Here is a 12787-nt window from a genome sequence, read left to right as displayed (position 1 = left end):
TGGAGCGCGGTAGCCTCGGCGCCCGTGTCCTCCCATCCCGCTCCCATCGTGGTCGCCGGTGTCTGCCTCCGTGACGACGCCGGGCGGGTGCTGAGCGTCCGCAAGGCGGGCACCAGCCGGTTCATGCTCCCGGGCGGCAAGCTCGAACCGGGGGAGACACCGGCCCAGGCCGCGGTCCGCGAGGTCCGCGAGGAGGTCGGCCTCGACCTGGCCGAGGTGCGGCTGCTCGGCGAGTTCACCTCGGACACCGCCAACGAACCCGGCTTCGTCCTCGAGTCGACCGTGTTCACCGCCGACCTCACCGGCACGCCGAGCGCCTCGGCGGAGATCGCCGAGCTGCGCTGGATCGAGCCGGACGCGACCGACGCCGACCTCGCGCCGCTGCTGCGCGATCACGTGCTGCCCGCGCTCGCGGCTCGGGAAAGTTAAAGAAATCTCCCTAGACGGGGTGTTCGGCCGTCGGTTCGGGGGAAGTGTCCAGGCATCCCGCCGGGCGTCGCCCGGCACCTCCCGAACAGGATCCTTGATGATGCGCGCCCCGAAGTTGATCGCCTCCGCCTTCCTCGTCCTCACCCTCGCCACGGCGTGCGGTGGAGAGGGTCGACCCTCGGTCGACGACCTCTCCAAGGCCTTCCAGGACAGCGACAACGTGATCGGCTCCGGCCTCGAGAAGGACCAGGCCGACTGTGTCGCGGAGGCGTTCCACGACTCCGACATCTCCGACGAGACGCTGCAGGCCATCGTCGACAACGACGAGGACTACAAGGGCGACGACGGCGACGAGGACGCCCTGAAGGAGATCTCGACGGAGTCCATCGCCGAGTGCATGGGCGCCGAGCTGCCCGACATGGACGACCTCGAGACCCCCTCGTCCTGATCGGCTGCTGACGCGGCTCGCCGCGTCAAGGGAAACCTGTCTAGATGGGGGTTCCGATCGCGGCTGCGGGGAGGAACCGTCGGGGCATCGCGCCGGGCGGCCCGGCGCCACTCGAACAGGATCCCCGATGACGCGCACCCCGAAGCTGATCGCCTCCGCCTTCCTCGTCCTCACCCTCGCCACCGCGTGCGGGGGTGGGGACGAGGGCGGCGACGGCAAGAGCTCCGAGAGCAAGCCCGAGAGTTCGGGGAATCGCCCGTCCGTCGACGAACTCTCCGCGGCCTTCCTGAGCGGCGAGAACATGCTCGGCCCCGGGCTCAAGGAGGACCAGGCCGACTGCGTAGCCGAGGCCTTCCACGACTCCGACGTCTCTGACGAGGCGCTCCAGGCGCTGGTCGACAAGGACGAGGACTTCCAGGGCGACGAGGACGACAACCAGGCGATGGCGGCGATCTCGCAGGAGTGGATGAAGGAGTGCATGGGCGTCGAGGCGCCCTCCTCCTGACCGACCACGCCACCGACTGCGCCACCGCCTTTGTCCGGGGCTCTGGCATGGTTCGACCATGAGCGGACCTGTGGCGGAGGTCGCCGTGATCGGCGGCACCGGCTTCTACTCCTTCCTCGGCACCGATGGTGAGGCAGTCGAGGAGGTCACGGTCGAGACGCCGTACGGCGCCCCGTCCGCGCCGATCGCCCTCGGCACCGTCGCGGGCCGGCGGGTGGCGTTCCTGCCGCGGCACGGCCGGCACCACGAGCTCCCACCGCACCGGATCAACTACCGCGCCAACCTGTGGGCGCTGCGCTCCCTGGGGGTGCGCCAGGTGCTCGGGCCGTGTGCGGTCGGCGGCCTGCGCGAGGAGGTGGCGCCCGGCGACGTCGTCGTACCCGACCAGCTGGTCGACCGCACCTGGGGGCGGACCCAGACCTACGTCGAGACCGGCGCGGTGCACCTGCCCTTCGCCGATCCCTACTGTCCCCGGGTCTCGGCCGCGGTGGCGGCCGCGGACCCGACGGTCGCGCTCGGCGGGACGATGGTCGTCATCGAGGGCCCACGCTTCTCCACCCGGGCCGAGTCGCGGCACTACGGCGACCAGGGCTGGACGCTGATCAACATGACCGGCCACCCCGAGGCGGTCCTCGCCCGCGAGCTGCGGATGTGCTACTCCGCGATCGCGCTGGTCACCGACATGGACGCCGGCGTCGAGACCGGCGCCGGCGTCGGCCAGGAGGAGATCTTCGCGCTGTTCCGCGAGAACCTAGCCCGGCTCACCGGGCTGCTCACCGACACCATCGGCGCGCTGCCCGACCCGACGGGCTGCACCTGCTCCGGTTGGGCCGACGGCCTCCGGCTCACCTACGAGATCCCAGGACCCGTCTAGGCCGGTCGCAGACCATGCTCCGATCGGGCAACCTCGCGACTCGTTGGCGCGTCTGTCTGGTCAGGAGCATGAAGGAGCTGCACGATGGGAACCGCCTCTCTCGGCACAGACCTCGACGCACGGAGGACCACGTGAGTGCACCGGAGCCGATCGTCGACGACCTGTCGCCCCGCCCACCGCTCGCGCGCCTGCGCCTCGTCGAAGGACACGACCCCACATGCCAGCCGACCTGTCAGCACACCTGGCGCCTCCGCAGCATCGACTTCAGCGACGGCGCCTCCGTGCGGGAGTTCGGCTGCGCCACCTGCGACTCGGTCTGGTTCGAGTGATCCTCGGCCCGGACGTCCGATGACGCTCCGACCCGCGGCCCTGGCTGCCGCCGTACTCCTGGCCGCCACGCTCGCCGCCTGCTCCTCCGACGAGAGCGACCCGGCGGCGGAGCCCACTCCGACGCCCGCGTCCTCGGCACCGACGAGCACCGGCAGCCCCGGCGACTCCGGCACGACGCCCGCGCCGACGGAGCCGCCCGCCGAGGTGCCCGCGGGGGTGTCGCTCGTCGTCCGGATCGACGGCGAGTCGGTCTCGCCGAACGCCGCCGACCTCGACCTGGGCCGCGGGGAGCCGCTGACCCTGCGGATCACCTCCGACCGCGCGGGGGAGCTGCACGTGCACTCCCGGCCGGAGCAGTACGTCGAGTTCGAGGCCGGCGCGTCCACGCACGAGCTGGTCATCGACGCTCCCGGGTCGGTGGAGGTCGAGGAGCACGAGTCCGGGGTCGTCGTCGCCGTGCTGAAGGTCGGCGGCTAGGGTTCACAGCGAAAGGGAGTAGTCCCCAACAGCTGCGTCGACATACTGCCCCGCTCGCGCGGGACCGGTGCAGCGGGCCAGCCGGGCGACCGGGTGGCGGACGAGACTTTCGACCAGTTGCACCACCCTGAACCCCAATTTCAGGCGTGCCTGGTCGAAGGCGCGTCCCACTGGGAGTCCCTCCGGCCTGGCAGGCCCGGAGAGGAACCCGTGGAAGCCTTCCTGATCAGCACCGTCGTCATCTTCGTGGCGGAGCTCGGCGACAAGTCCCAGCTGATGGCGATGACCTTCGCGGCGCGCTACCGGGTGCGCGACGTCATCATCGGCATCACCGTCGCCACCGCCGTCGTCCACCTGGCCTCGGTGGCGATCGGCTACTGGATCGGCGACGCGTTCGCCGGCAGCCAGGACGTCATCAACCTCGTCGCCGGCCTCGCCTTCCTCGGCTTCGCGCTGTGGACCCTGCGCGGCGACGAGCTCACCGAGGACGAGGCCGAGAAGGCCCGCAAGAGCAAGGGGGCCGCCATCCTCGCGGTCGGCCTCGCGTTCTTCCTGGCCGAGCTGGGCGACAAGACGATGCTCGCCACCATCACCCTGGCCACCCACGAGGGCTGGTTCGGCACCTGGGTCGGCAGCACCGTCGGCATGGTCGCCGCCGACGCCCTCGCGATCGTGGTCGGCGCCGTCCTCGGCCGCCGCCTGCCCGAGAAGGCGATCAAGTACGGCGCCGCCGCGGCGTTCGCCGTCTTCGGCCTGCTGCTGATCGCCCAGGGACTTCGGTGACCGCGGTGGCCGCTCGGGTTCCGTAGGCTGCGACTGTGGAGTCCGAGCCGATCCAGCGCAGCGGCACCGAGTCGTGACCGGCACGCTCGCCGTCACCTGGTGGGGGCACGCATCGGCCACCGTCGAGCTCGCGGGACTGCGGGTCGCCACCGACCCGCTGCACGTCGACCGGCTCTTCCACCTGCGCCGACACAGCCCGCCTCCCACGGCGGCGGCGTACGACACGGACCTGGTGCTGGTCTCGCACCTGCACCACGACCACCTGCACGTCCCGTCGTTGCGCCGGATGACGCCCGGCGTACCCGTGCTGGTGCCGCGCGGGGGCGAGTCGCTGATCCCGCCCGGGTACGACGTCCACCCGGTCGAGCCGGGCGACGAGCTGGAGGTCGCGGGCGCCACGGTGCGGGTGCTGGCCGCGACCCACGACGGCCGGCGGTTCCCCGGCTCCCGGCTGGGCGGCCCGGCGATCGGGTTCCGCATCGAGCGGTCCGGAGTCTCGTGCTGGTACCCCGGCGACACCGGCCCGCGCGACGACTTCGACCGGGTCGGCGCGGTCGACCTCGCGCTCGCGCCGATCGGCGGCTGGGGCCCGAGCCTCGGCGACCGGCACCTGGACCCCGAGCAGGCCGCGGCCGCGGTCGCCCGGCTCGGCGCCCGCTGGGCGGTGCCGGTGCACTGGGGCACCTTCTGGCCGATCGGCCTGGCGCAGCTGGACCGGCGTACCCACCACCGGCTCTTCGTCACCCCGGGCGAGCGGTTCGTCGCCGCGTTGCGGGAGGACGACCAGGGCGGTGATCCCGCCCTGGCCGTCCTGGCGACCCCGGGGGTGCGGGTCGAGCTGTGAGGGGTGTCCGCTTCGGGCCGGTCGACGCTCGGGTGCGGCTCAGTCGCGGCAGAGGAGTCGCGGGCTGCCGAGGGCGACGTGGGCGCCGCTCTGGTCCTCCGGGGTGCCGGCCGGGTTGGCGGAGGTCCAGTCGAAGCTGAGCCGGAAGACCTCGGTGAGGGGCAGGGTGATCGGGCTGGACCGGGTCAGGGTGTAGGAGCCGGTGAACCTCTCGATCCCGTCGAACCTCAGCCACGCCGTCCCGGTCGCGGTCTGGGCCGAGGTGTCGGCGATCCCCACCCGGGTCCGGAGCTGCCGGCACCGGCGTTCGAGGTTGTAGGCGATCCCGCCCCGGTCGGCTCCGGAGGCGGCCACGACGGAGCCGGGGTAGGCGACGCCGTTCATCTTCACGTCGGCGTGGTCGTAGGTGTGCTGGTCGCTGACCCTCTCGAACGAGCCCAGGTTGCGCCAGGAGTAGACGGCGACCCGGACGGGCCTGCTGCGCCCGGCCGCGCGGCCGTTGCCGGCGGGCTTGACGATGCGGTAGGCGCGGCTGCGGCTGCTGGTGATCTTGTCGGTGATCCGGAAGCGGCCGGAGCGGTCCAGGCGGCCGGCGAGGTCGGACCTCTGCCAGCGACCGCCGAGGTAGCGGATCTGGACCTGGACGCGGTCGCCGCGCTCGCCCGCGCGGACGGCGCCGCGGATGACCACCCGGTGCCCCTGGACGACGGCGTCCCGGCTGACGGCGGCCGTGACGACGTGCGGGCGGGCGGCGCGCTCGGCCGACTCCGTCGGGGCGGAGCGGGTGGCCGGGGCGGAGTGGGCGGGCGGGGCGGCGACCGTGGCGAGCACCAGGCCGGCGGCGGTCAGGGCGGTGGCGCCGAGGGTGTGTGAGATGGACATGTCAGGTCTGATGCCCGCGCTGACCGATCGGTTCGCGCGATCGTGCGCGCGCCCTGATCCCCGACCCGATCCCCGCGCTCGCGGTGGGCGGTTCGGGGGAACGACAGTGACTTCTGAGACAGATGTGCCCGGTCAGGGTTAGTTCCGGTCCGGATGTGGCACTGACAAGACATGACTTCGACGGCCGAGCCGCTCCTCGACGCACGCACGATCCTGGTGCTGCCCGCGGCCACGCGGATCACCGGTATCGCCCGCCGGGTGATGGCTCGCCAGCTGATCGAGCACGGCGCCCAGCGCGACCTCGTCGAGGACGCCGAGCTGGTGCTCAGCGAGCTGGTGACCAACGCGCTCCAGCACGGCGCGGCCGAGCCCCACGACGACCTAGAGGTCTCCTGGGCGCTGAGCGCCGGCCGGCTCCGGCTCAGCGTCCTCGACGGCGGCACCACCACCGGTGAGCTCGTCGTCCGCGACGCCGAGGCCGACTCGCTGTCGGGTCGCGGGCTGGCGATCGTCGACTGCCTGAGCGAGGAGTGGAGGGTCGAGCACGACGGCGGCACCCGCGTCACGGCCGAGCTCGCGGTCGCGGTCTGAGACCGACCTCGGCGGCTGCCGTCCACCTACGACCGACCCGCCCGTCGTAGGTATCTCGAGGCCCGAGGCCCGCTCCTCGAGATGAAGGGCTGTCGATCCTGGCGGGAGAGCGTGATGTCGACGAAGCAGCAGACCGACCGGACCTGCAAGCGGGTGTGGGCCCAGGACGTCAACGTGGCGGTGGACGTGCTGGAGACCCGACTCGCCGCCCTCGAGGCGACCGGCGGCGGCCTCGGCGCGGCTCAGCAGGCGGTGGCCGCGGGCGTACGACGGCGCCTGGCCGCGGCCCGCAATGCGACTCTGCGCCGCGACCCCGCGCCCGGCGCGCTGAGCAACTGGTGGCGCGGCACCCTCGTCGACGCGGCGTACCAGAACCTGCACGCCGCCGAGTCGATGGTCGTCGGCCTCTACCCGGCCGACCAGATCGTCGCGGAGATCCCCGAGGCGGTGGCCCGCGTCGAGGCCGGCCTCGATCGCGACGACCCGCGCCGGATGGCGGCCCTCGCGCTGCTCGGCGGCGGGCCGGCCGACCGTCTCCGGCGCGCCCAGCTCGCGAAGGCGGTCGAGGTCGGGTTCGGCGCCGCGGACGCGGAGTACGCGCGGCTGCGCAACTTCCGCAACACCGTGCTGGGCGGCGCGGCGGCGATGTCGGCCCTGCTGGTGCTGTTCACGGCGTACGTGATGCGCAATCCGACTGACGTGCCGTTCTGCTTCCAGCCCGACGGCCCGCCGGGCAGGTGCGCCTCCGGTGCTGGTCCCGCCTCGGCGCACGACGTCCTCACGGTCGTCCTGCTGGGCTCGCTGGGCGGCCTGCTCGCGGCGATCCTCGCGATCCGCAACATGCGCGGCACCGCCTCGCCGTACAACGTCCCTCAGGCCCTCGCCCTGCTGAAGCTGCCCCTGGGTGCGGTCAGCGCGATCGGCGGGCTGATCGCGATCCGCGGCGGCTTCATCCCCGGCTTCTCCGACCTCGACAGTCAGGAGCAGATCCTCGCCTACGCGTTCGTCTTCGGGTTCGCCCAGCAGCTGCTCACGGGTCTCGTCGACAAGCAGGCCCGCACGATCCTCACGACCGCACCGGGCAAGGCCACCGGCGCGACGCGGCCCGAACGGCAGGCCTGGCGCACGCCGACCTACCAGGAGGAGTCGGCACCGGAGCCCGACGACGGCGAGGCGACGGTCGGCGGCGTTCGCCCCGAGCTCGGCTGAGCGCTGGTCGCCCCTACGGCCGCAGCGCGCCGCTGAGGGTGGTCAGGGTCTCCTCGACCACCCGGTAGAAGGCCCACCGTCCCCGCTGCTCGCGGACCACGAGCCCGGCCTCGACCAGCTGCTTCATGTGGTGGGACACGGTCGGCTGCGACAAGCCCACCGGGTCGACCAGGTCGCAGATGCAGGCCTCGCGCTCGGGCTGGGCGGCGATGAGGGACAGCAGCCGGACCCGGGTGGGATCGCCGAGCGCCTTGAACATCCGGGCCAGCCGCTCGGCCTCCTCGGCCTCGAGCACCCCGCCGGTGACCGAGGAGCAGCACGCCTGCGCGGCATCGACGAGCGGGAGGGTCTGCGTCATGACCTCACCCTACGACACCGATTGACAAACGTCGATACATCGAGAATGCTCGATGTATCGATCGTCGCCGATGCTTGGAGGAGAGCCATGACGAACACCCAGGACGTGCGGGAGCAGGTGCGGGCGCGGTACGCCGAGGCGGCCGTGGCCGTCGGGCGCGGCCGCTCGAACAGCGAGCTGAACGAGGGGCTGCAGGTCGTCGACGACGGCTGCGGGACCGGGTCGTGCTGCGGCGCCGGGGACACCGAGGTGGACGAGTCCTTCGGCGCGGTGCTCTACAGCACCGCCGACCAGGACGAGCTGCCCGCGGAGGCCGTCGCCGCGAGTCTGGGCTGTGGCAACCCGACCGCCGTGGCCGCCCTCCAGCCGGGGGAGCGGGTGCTGGACCTGGGGTCCGGCGGCGGCATCGACGTACTCCTCTCGGCACGCCGGGTCGGCGAGTCCGGGTTCGCCTACGGCGTGGACATGACCGACGAGATGCTGGAGCTGGCCCGGGCCAACGCCGCCCGGGCGGGCGCGACGAACGTCGAGTTCCTCCGGGGCACCATCGAGGACGTCCCGCTGCCCGACGCCTCGGTCGACGTGGTCATCTCCAACTGCGTCATCAACCTCTCGGTCGACAAGCCCCAGGTGATCGCCGAGATGTACCGGGTCCTGGTCCCCGGCGGCCGGATCGGGATCTCCGACGTGGTCGCGGAGGACCACCTCACCCCCGAGGACCGGGCCGAGCGCGGCTCGTACGTCGGCTGCATCGCCGGGGCGCTGTCGCGCAGCGAGTACGTCGAGGGACTCGCCGCCGCAGGGTTCGTCGACGCCGAGGTCGAGTTCACCCACGAGGCCGTGCCGGGCATGCACGGCGCGATCATCCGCGCGACCAAGCCGACCGGGTGAGCAGCTCCGCGCAGGTCGCCGAGCCCGCGGTCACTCGCCGGCTCTCGACCCTGGACCGGTACCTGCCCGTGTGGATCGGACTGGCCATGCTCGCCGGGCTGCTCGCCGGCCGCTGGGTGCCGGGCATCGCCGACGTCCTCGACGCCGTCACGGTCGGGTCGATCTCGCTGCCGATCGCCCTCGGGCTGCTGGTGATGATGTACCCGGTGCTGGCCAAGGTCCGGTACGACGAGGTCGGCGACGTCGCCCGCGACCGCCGCACCATGGTCGTGTCGCTGGTGCTGAACTGGCTGGTCGGCCCGGCGGTGATGTTCACCCTCGCGTGGGTGTTCCTCCCCGACCTGCCGGAGTTCCGCACCGGCCTGATCATCGTGGGTCTGGCCCGCTGCATCGCGATGGTGATCATCTGGAACGACCTGGCCTGCGGCGACCGCGAGGCCGCTGCGGTGCTGGTCGCCGTGAACTCGGTCTTCCAGGTGCTGGCCTTCGGCGTGCTCGGCTGGTTCTACCTCGACCTGCTGCCGGGCTGGCTCGGCCTGTCGACCGCGGGCCTGGACGTCTCCCCGTGGCAGCTCGCCGGGAGCGTCGTGGTCTTCCTCGGCCTCCCGCTCGCGGCCGGCTACCTCACCCGCCGCGTGGGCGAGCGTCGCCGCGGGCGGGACTGGTACGAGACCCGGTTCCTGCCCCGCCTCGGCCCCTGGGCGCTGTACGGGCTGCTGTTCACCATCGTGATCCTGTTCGCGCTGCAGGGCGACGCGATCACCAGCCGGCCCCTCGACGTCGCCCGGATCGCCGTACCGCTGGTGATCTACTTCGCCCTGATGTGGGGCGGGTCCATGCTCCTCACCCACCGGCTCGGCCTGGGCTACGCGCGCTCGACCAGCGTGGCGTTCACCGCCGCGGGCAACAACTTCGAGCTCGCCATCGCCGTGACCATCGCCGTCTTCGGCGTCACCAGCGGACAGGCCCTCGCCGGCGTCGTCGGGCCCCTGATCGAGGTCCCGGTCCTCGTCGGCCTGGTCTACGTCAGCCTCTGGTCCCGCCGCTTCTTCTCCGACACCGACCCCGACGCACCAGGAGCCGCCCGATGACCCGCACCCCGACCGTGGTCTTCGCCTGCGTCCGCAACGGCGGTCGATCGGTCGCCGCCAGGGTGCTGACCGAGCACTACGCCCAGGGGCGGGTGGCCGCGCTGTCCGCCGGCACCCAGCCGGGAGAGCGCATCCACCCCGAGGTGGCAGTGGCTCTCGCCGCGCTCGGTCTGGACACCTCGAGGGAGCAGCCCAAGCTCCTCACTGCGGAGACGATCCGGGGCGCCGACCTCGCCATCACCCTCGGCTGTGGCGAGGAGTGCCCCTACGTCCCCGGCGTCACCTACCGCGACTGGCCCGTCGACGACCCCGCGGGCCAGGACGACGCCACCGTCCGCCGCATCGTCACCGAGCTCGACACCCGCGTCCGCGCGCTCCTCGCCGAGCTGGTGCCCGGGTTCGACCTCGCGCCCTCGGTTCTCGCGACCTCCTGACTCCGGGACGCGCCCGGGCGCCGGACAACCCCTCCCGAGAGAGGACCTGCCGGATACGGTGATCGTCATGGCTGCCCTGACTCCGTGCCACGAGCCGGCTGGATGAGCGGCCGGCTCTCCCCGCTCGCGGCGCCCGCGTTCCGTTACTTCTTCCTCGGTCAGGTCGTCAACCGCACCGGATCGTCGATGGCGGGGGTGGCGCTGGCCTTCGCGGTCCTCGACATCAGCGACTCCGCCTCCGACCTCGGGTGGGTGCTGGCCGCCTGGAGCGTGCCGTCGGTGGTGTTCATGCTGCTCGGGGGCGCGATCGCGGACCGGTTGCCGCGGGCGGTCGTGCTGCGCGGCTGCAACCTCGTGCAGGGCGTCGTGCAGAGTCTGACCGCCGGGCTGGTGCTCAGCGGGCACGCGGAGATCTGGCACCTGGTCGTGCTCCAGTTCGCCGCCGGCACCGTCTTCGCGGTCAGCTATCCCGCCTTCCTCGGCATGGTGCCGATCCTGCTGCCGGTCGAGGAGCGGAAGGCGGCGTTCCTGCTCATCGGCCAGGCTCAGAGCGTCGTCGGGATCGCCGGTCCCGCGGTCTCGGGGGTGCTGGTCGCCACGGCGGGAGCGGGCTGGGCGCTGGCGGTCGATGCGGCGACGTACCTGGTCGCGGCGGGTCTGCTGGCGCTGGTCAGGCTGCCGCCCGGGGATCGGAGCAACGCCCGGCCGAGCGTGATCGGCGACTTCGTCGCCGGCTGGGCGTTCGCCCGTCAGCTCGGCTGGGTGATCCCCGCGGCGTCGGCGTCGCTGGTCTTCAACGCGCTCGTCAGCGGGGCGATCGGCGTGCTCGGGCCGACGATCGCCGCCGACACGATCGGCAGCGAGGGCTGGGGCGTGGCCCGGTCGGGCCAGGCGGTCGGGGTGTTCGTCGCGGCCTTCTTCCTGGCCCGGGTGACGCTGCGGGTGCCCCTGCGGGCGATCATGATCGCCTTCGCTGTCTGGTGTGTGCCGATGGTGGTGCTCGGCACCCACGTGACCATCTGGCTGCTCACGGCCTCGTTCGTGGTCGCGGGGGCGGCGCTGGGCCTGCTCGACCTGGCCTGGAACCTGACGGTCCAGGAGAAGGTCCCCGAGGAGATGCTGTCGCGGATCATGTCGATCGACGGCTTCTTCTCGTTCGTGGCCACGCCGATCGGTCAGCTCGCTGTCGGGCCCCTCGCCCTGGCCTTCGGCGCGAGCCAGGTCCAGCTCGGCTGCTTCGCCGTCGCCGTCCTGGTCGCGGCGTTCGCCGCCACCCGGCGCACGATCACCGACGTCCGGCTCACCGGGGCAGCGTCCGCCTCGTGAGGTGACGTGGACGACCCGGGCACGGTCCCCGCGCCCGGCACCTACAGACAGGGGATGCGCCCGGGTCCGCACCGGACGCACAGTGGTCGACAGCGGCGGTCAACGGCGACCGCCCCCTCGGATCGGATGCCCCCATGCGCCGCACCAACCGTCTGCTCGTCGTCCCCGCCGTCGCCACCCTGGTGGCCGGCCTGCTGGCCGCCGGCGGCCCGGCGGAGGCCGGCCGGCACGACCCACCGTCGAAGCACGGGTCGGGGCACGGGCCGGACCTGGTGGTGATGACCCAGAACCTCTACCTGGGCTCCTCCCTCGACGCGGCACTCGCCGCGCAGACCGGCCCGGAGTTCGTCGCGGCGACCGCCCAGATCTACGGCACCGCCGTGGCCAGCGACTTCCCTCGGCGCGCCGAGGCGATCGCCGACACGATCGCGCGCAAGAGCCCGGACCTGATCGGGCTGCAGGAGGTCACCCGGTGGACGGCGACCCCGCTCAAGGCGGGCGCCAACCCGCCGTCGTACGACTTCCTGGCGATCCTGCTCGGTGAGCTCGCCGAGCGGGGCCTGTCGTACCGCGTCGCCGGGGTCTCCGACAACGCCGACATCGGCCCGGTGCCGCTGATCGCGCCGCAGTTCGGCTGTGTGGCGGTCACCTCGCCGACCAGCTTCGACTGCGCGGTCGGGCTCCAGGACCGCGACGTGATCCTGGAGAACACCCGCACGCGGCACCTGGACGTGGGACCCGCGGTCAGCGGCCGGTACGCCGCCCAGCAGACGTTCCCGATCCCGGACTCGGGTGGCGCGGTCCTCGACTTCGGCCGGGGCTGGGTCTACGTCGACGCGACCCTGCGCGGGTCGCGGTTCCGCTTCGTCAACACCCACCTCGAGGTCGGCGAGTTCGGCGCCGTGCAGGAGGCCCAGGGAGCCGAGTTCCTTGCCGGCCCGGCCCGCACGTCGCGCCCGGTGATCGCCACCGGGGACTTCAACTCGCCGGCCGACCCGCGGGTCTCGACCACGAGCACGTACGCCGACCTGACCCGCGACTGGTTCGACGACGCGTGGTGGGTCAACCGCCGGGCGCCCGGCTTCACCTGCTGCCAGGGGGCCCAGCTGGCCAACCCCACCTCGAGCCTGCGCACCCGGATCGACCTGGTCCTGACCCGCGGGATCCGCAAGGTCCGCTGGGCCAAGGTGGTCGGTGACCGGCCGATCTCCGCGATCCCGCCGCGTTGGGCCTCCGACCACGCCGGCGTGGTGGCCGGACTGCAGCTGCGCGCCGGCCACCGGCACGGTCACCGCTGACGGTCCCGTCCTCCTCG

General features: G+C 72.7%; 17 protein-coding genes. 15 read left to right on the top strand and 2 right to left on the bottom strand.

Annotation, left to right across the window (positions count from 1 at the left end; all coding sequences use genetic code 11):
* Window positions 1-24: 24 nt before the first annotated feature.
* The 8 genes from MUB56_RS21405 (at window position 25) to MUB56_RS21370 (ending at window position 4690) form a co-directional block, all read left to right on the top strand.
* Window positions 25-429 (top strand): NUDIX domain-containing protein, encoded by a 405-nt coding sequence (locus tag MUB56_RS21405; protein ID WP_244929040.1) that lies wholly within the window; start codon window positions 25-27, stop codon window positions 427-429.
* Between the two features lie 100 nt (window positions 430-529).
* Window positions 530-877, top strand: a complete 348-nt coding sequence (locus MUB56_RS21400) for a hypothetical protein (RefSeq protein ID WP_244929039.1) — start codon at window positions 530-532, stop codon at window positions 875-877.
* Between the two features lie 127 nt (window positions 878-1004).
* Window positions 1005-1382, top strand: a complete 378-nt coding sequence (locus MUB56_RS21395) for a hypothetical protein (RefSeq protein ID WP_244929038.1) — start codon at window positions 1005-1007, stop codon at window positions 1380-1382.
* Window positions 1383-1440: 58 nt separating this feature from the next.
* The gene (locus MUB56_RS21390) at window positions 1441-2256 is read left to right on the top strand and encodes an S-methyl-5'-thioadenosine phosphorylase (protein WP_244929037.1); all 816 of its coding nucleotides are present in this window, start codon (window positions 1441-1443) and stop codon (window positions 2254-2256) included.
* Between the two features lie 131 nt (window positions 2257-2387).
* Entirely contained in the window at window positions 2388-2585 is a 198-nt protein-coding gene (locus MUB56_RS21385; protein WP_244929036.1) for a hypothetical protein, read from the top strand.
* A gap of 19 nt (window positions 2586-2604) precedes the next feature.
* Window positions 2605-3063, top strand: a complete 459-nt coding sequence (locus tag MUB56_RS21380) for a hypothetical protein (RefSeq protein ID WP_244929035.1) — start codon at window positions 2605-2607, stop codon at window positions 3061-3063.
* A gap of 210 nt (window positions 3064-3273) precedes the next feature.
* On the top strand, window positions 3274-3846 hold the full coding sequence (locus MUB56_RS21375) for a TMEM165/GDT1 family protein (RefSeq protein WP_244929034.1): 573 nt from the start codon (window positions 3274-3276) through the stop codon (window positions 3844-3846).
* Window positions 3847-3919: 73 nt separating this feature from the next.
* Window positions 3920-4690: an MBL fold metallo-hydrolase gene (locus MUB56_RS21370; protein WP_244929033.1), complete on the top strand. Its 771-nt coding sequence runs from the start codon at window positions 3920-3922 to the stop codon at window positions 4688-4690.
* A gap of 39 nt (window positions 4691-4729) precedes the next feature.
* Here MUB56_RS21370 and MUB56_RS21365 read toward each other — a convergent pair whose 3' ends face one another.
* A complete protein-coding gene (locus MUB56_RS21365; RefSeq protein ID WP_244929032.1) occupies window positions 4730-5572 on the bottom strand; it encodes a hypothetical protein in 843 nt (280 codons plus the stop codon).
* Window positions 5573-5743: 171 nt separating this feature from the next.
* On the opposite strand from MUB56_RS21365, the gene MUB56_RS21360 reads away from it, so the two are divergent.
* Together MUB56_RS21360 and MUB56_RS21355 are read left to right on the top strand one after the other, a co-directional pair.
* On the top strand, window positions 5744-6163 hold the full coding sequence (locus MUB56_RS21360) for an ATP-binding protein (protein WP_244929031.1): 420 nt from the start codon (window positions 5744-5746) through the stop codon (window positions 6161-6163).
* A 114-nt stretch (window positions 6164-6277) separates the two neighbouring features.
* Window positions 6278-7372 carry a hypothetical protein gene (locus tag MUB56_RS21355; protein ID WP_244929030.1) on the top strand — a complete coding sequence of 365 codons (1095 nt, stop codon included), beginning with the start codon at window positions 6278-6280 and terminating at the stop codon, window positions 7370-7372.
* A 13-nt stretch (window positions 7373-7385) separates the two neighbouring features.
* Here the strand turns inward: MUB56_RS21355 and MUB56_RS21350 are convergent, their stop codons facing one another.
* Window positions 7386-7730 carry a metalloregulator ArsR/SmtB family transcription factor gene (locus tag MUB56_RS21350; RefSeq protein ID WP_244929029.1) on the bottom strand — a complete coding sequence of 115 codons (345 nt, stop codon included), beginning with the start codon at window positions 7728-7730 and terminating at the stop codon, window positions 7386-7388.
* A gap of 87 nt (window positions 7731-7817) precedes the next feature.
* Here MUB56_RS21350 and arsM point away from each other — a divergent pair, with 87 nt between their 5' ends.
* The 5 genes from arsM (at window position 7818) to MUB56_RS21325 (ending at window position 12770) form a co-directional block, all read left to right on the top strand.
* On the top strand, window positions 7818-8621 hold the full coding sequence (gene arsM / locus MUB56_RS21345; RefSeq protein ID WP_244929028.1) for an arsenite methyltransferase: 804 nt from the start codon (window positions 7818-7820) through the stop codon (window positions 8619-8621).
* Window positions 8618-9712, top strand: coding sequence for an ACR3 family arsenite efflux transporter (arsB, locus tag MUB56_RS21340; RefSeq protein ID WP_280637321.1), 1095 nt, complete (start codon window positions 8618-8620; stop codon window positions 9710-9712). Before arsM ends, arsB begins: the two co-directional genes overlap by 4 nt.
* On the top strand, window positions 9709-10146 hold the full coding sequence (locus MUB56_RS21335; RefSeq protein ID WP_244929027.1) for a heat-shock protein HtpX: 438 nt from the start codon (window positions 9709-9711) through the stop codon (window positions 10144-10146). Before arsB ends, MUB56_RS21335 begins: the two co-directional genes overlap by 4 nt.
* Before the next feature lie 84 nt (window positions 10147-10230).
* Window positions 10231-11472, top strand: coding sequence for an MFS transporter (locus tag MUB56_RS21330; protein ID WP_244929026.1), 1242 nt, complete (start codon window positions 10231-10233; stop codon window positions 11470-11472).
* Window positions 11473-11606: 134 nt separating this feature from the next.
* Window positions 11607-12770 carry an endonuclease/exonuclease/phosphatase family protein gene (locus MUB56_RS21325; protein ID WP_244929025.1) on the top strand — a complete coding sequence of 388 codons (1164 nt, stop codon included), beginning with the start codon at window positions 11607-11609 and terminating at the stop codon, window positions 12768-12770.
* Window positions 12771-12787 lie beyond the last annotated feature (17 nt).

This window comes from Nocardioides sp. W7 (assembly GCF_022919075.1).
GTDB lineage: Bacteria > Actinomycetota > Actinomycetes > Propionibacteriales > Nocardioidaceae > Nocardioides.
The sequence above is the reverse complement of the archived record's forward strand: the minus strand, read 5'-3'. Positions and strand labels throughout refer to the sequence as shown.

Excerpts from the sequence above, each read along its gene's own strand:
- MUB56_RS21350 (WP_244929029.1), bottom strand. The coding sequence starts at position 7,730 with ATGACGCAGACCCTCCCGCTCGTCGATGCCGCGCAGGCGTGCTGCTCC.
- MUB56_RS21400 (WP_244929039.1), top strand. The coding sequence starts at position 530 with ATGCGCGCCCCGAAGTTGATCGCCTCCGCCTTCCTCGTCCTCACCCTC.
- MUB56_RS21355 (WP_244929030.1), top strand. The coding sequence starts at position 6,278 with ATGTCGACGAAGCAGCAGACCGACCGGACCTGCAAGCGGGTGTGGGCC.
- MUB56_RS21380 (WP_244929035.1), top strand. The coding sequence starts at position 2,605 with ATGACGCTCCGACCCGCGGCCCTGGCTGCCGCCGTACTCCTGGCCGCC.
- MUB56_RS21395 (WP_244929038.1), top strand. The coding sequence starts at position 1,005 with ATGACGCGCACCCCGAAGCTGATCGCCTCCGCCTTCCTCGTCCTCACC.
- MUB56_RS21335 (WP_244929027.1), top strand. The coding sequence starts at position 9,709 with ATGACCCGCACCCCGACCGTGGTCTTCGCCTGCGTCCGCAACGGCGGT.
- MUB56_RS21325 (WP_244929025.1), top strand. The coding sequence starts at position 11,607 with ATGCGCCGCACCAACCGTCTGCTCGTCGTCCCCGCCGTCGCCACCCTG.
- MUB56_RS21390 (WP_244929037.1), top strand. The coding sequence starts at position 1,441 with ATGAGCGGACCTGTGGCGGAGGTCGCCGTGATCGGCGGCACCGGCTTC.
- MUB56_RS21360 (WP_244929031.1), top strand. The coding sequence starts at position 5,744 with ATGACTTCGACGGCCGAGCCGCTCCTCGACGCACGCACGATCCTGGTG.
- MUB56_RS21365 (WP_244929032.1), bottom strand. The coding sequence starts at position 5,572 with ATGTCCATCTCACACACCCTCGGCGCCACCGCCCTGACCGCCGCCGGC.
- arsM (WP_244929028.1), top strand. The coding sequence starts at position 7,818 with ATGACGAACACCCAGGACGTGCGGGAGCAGGTGCGGGCGCGGTACGCC.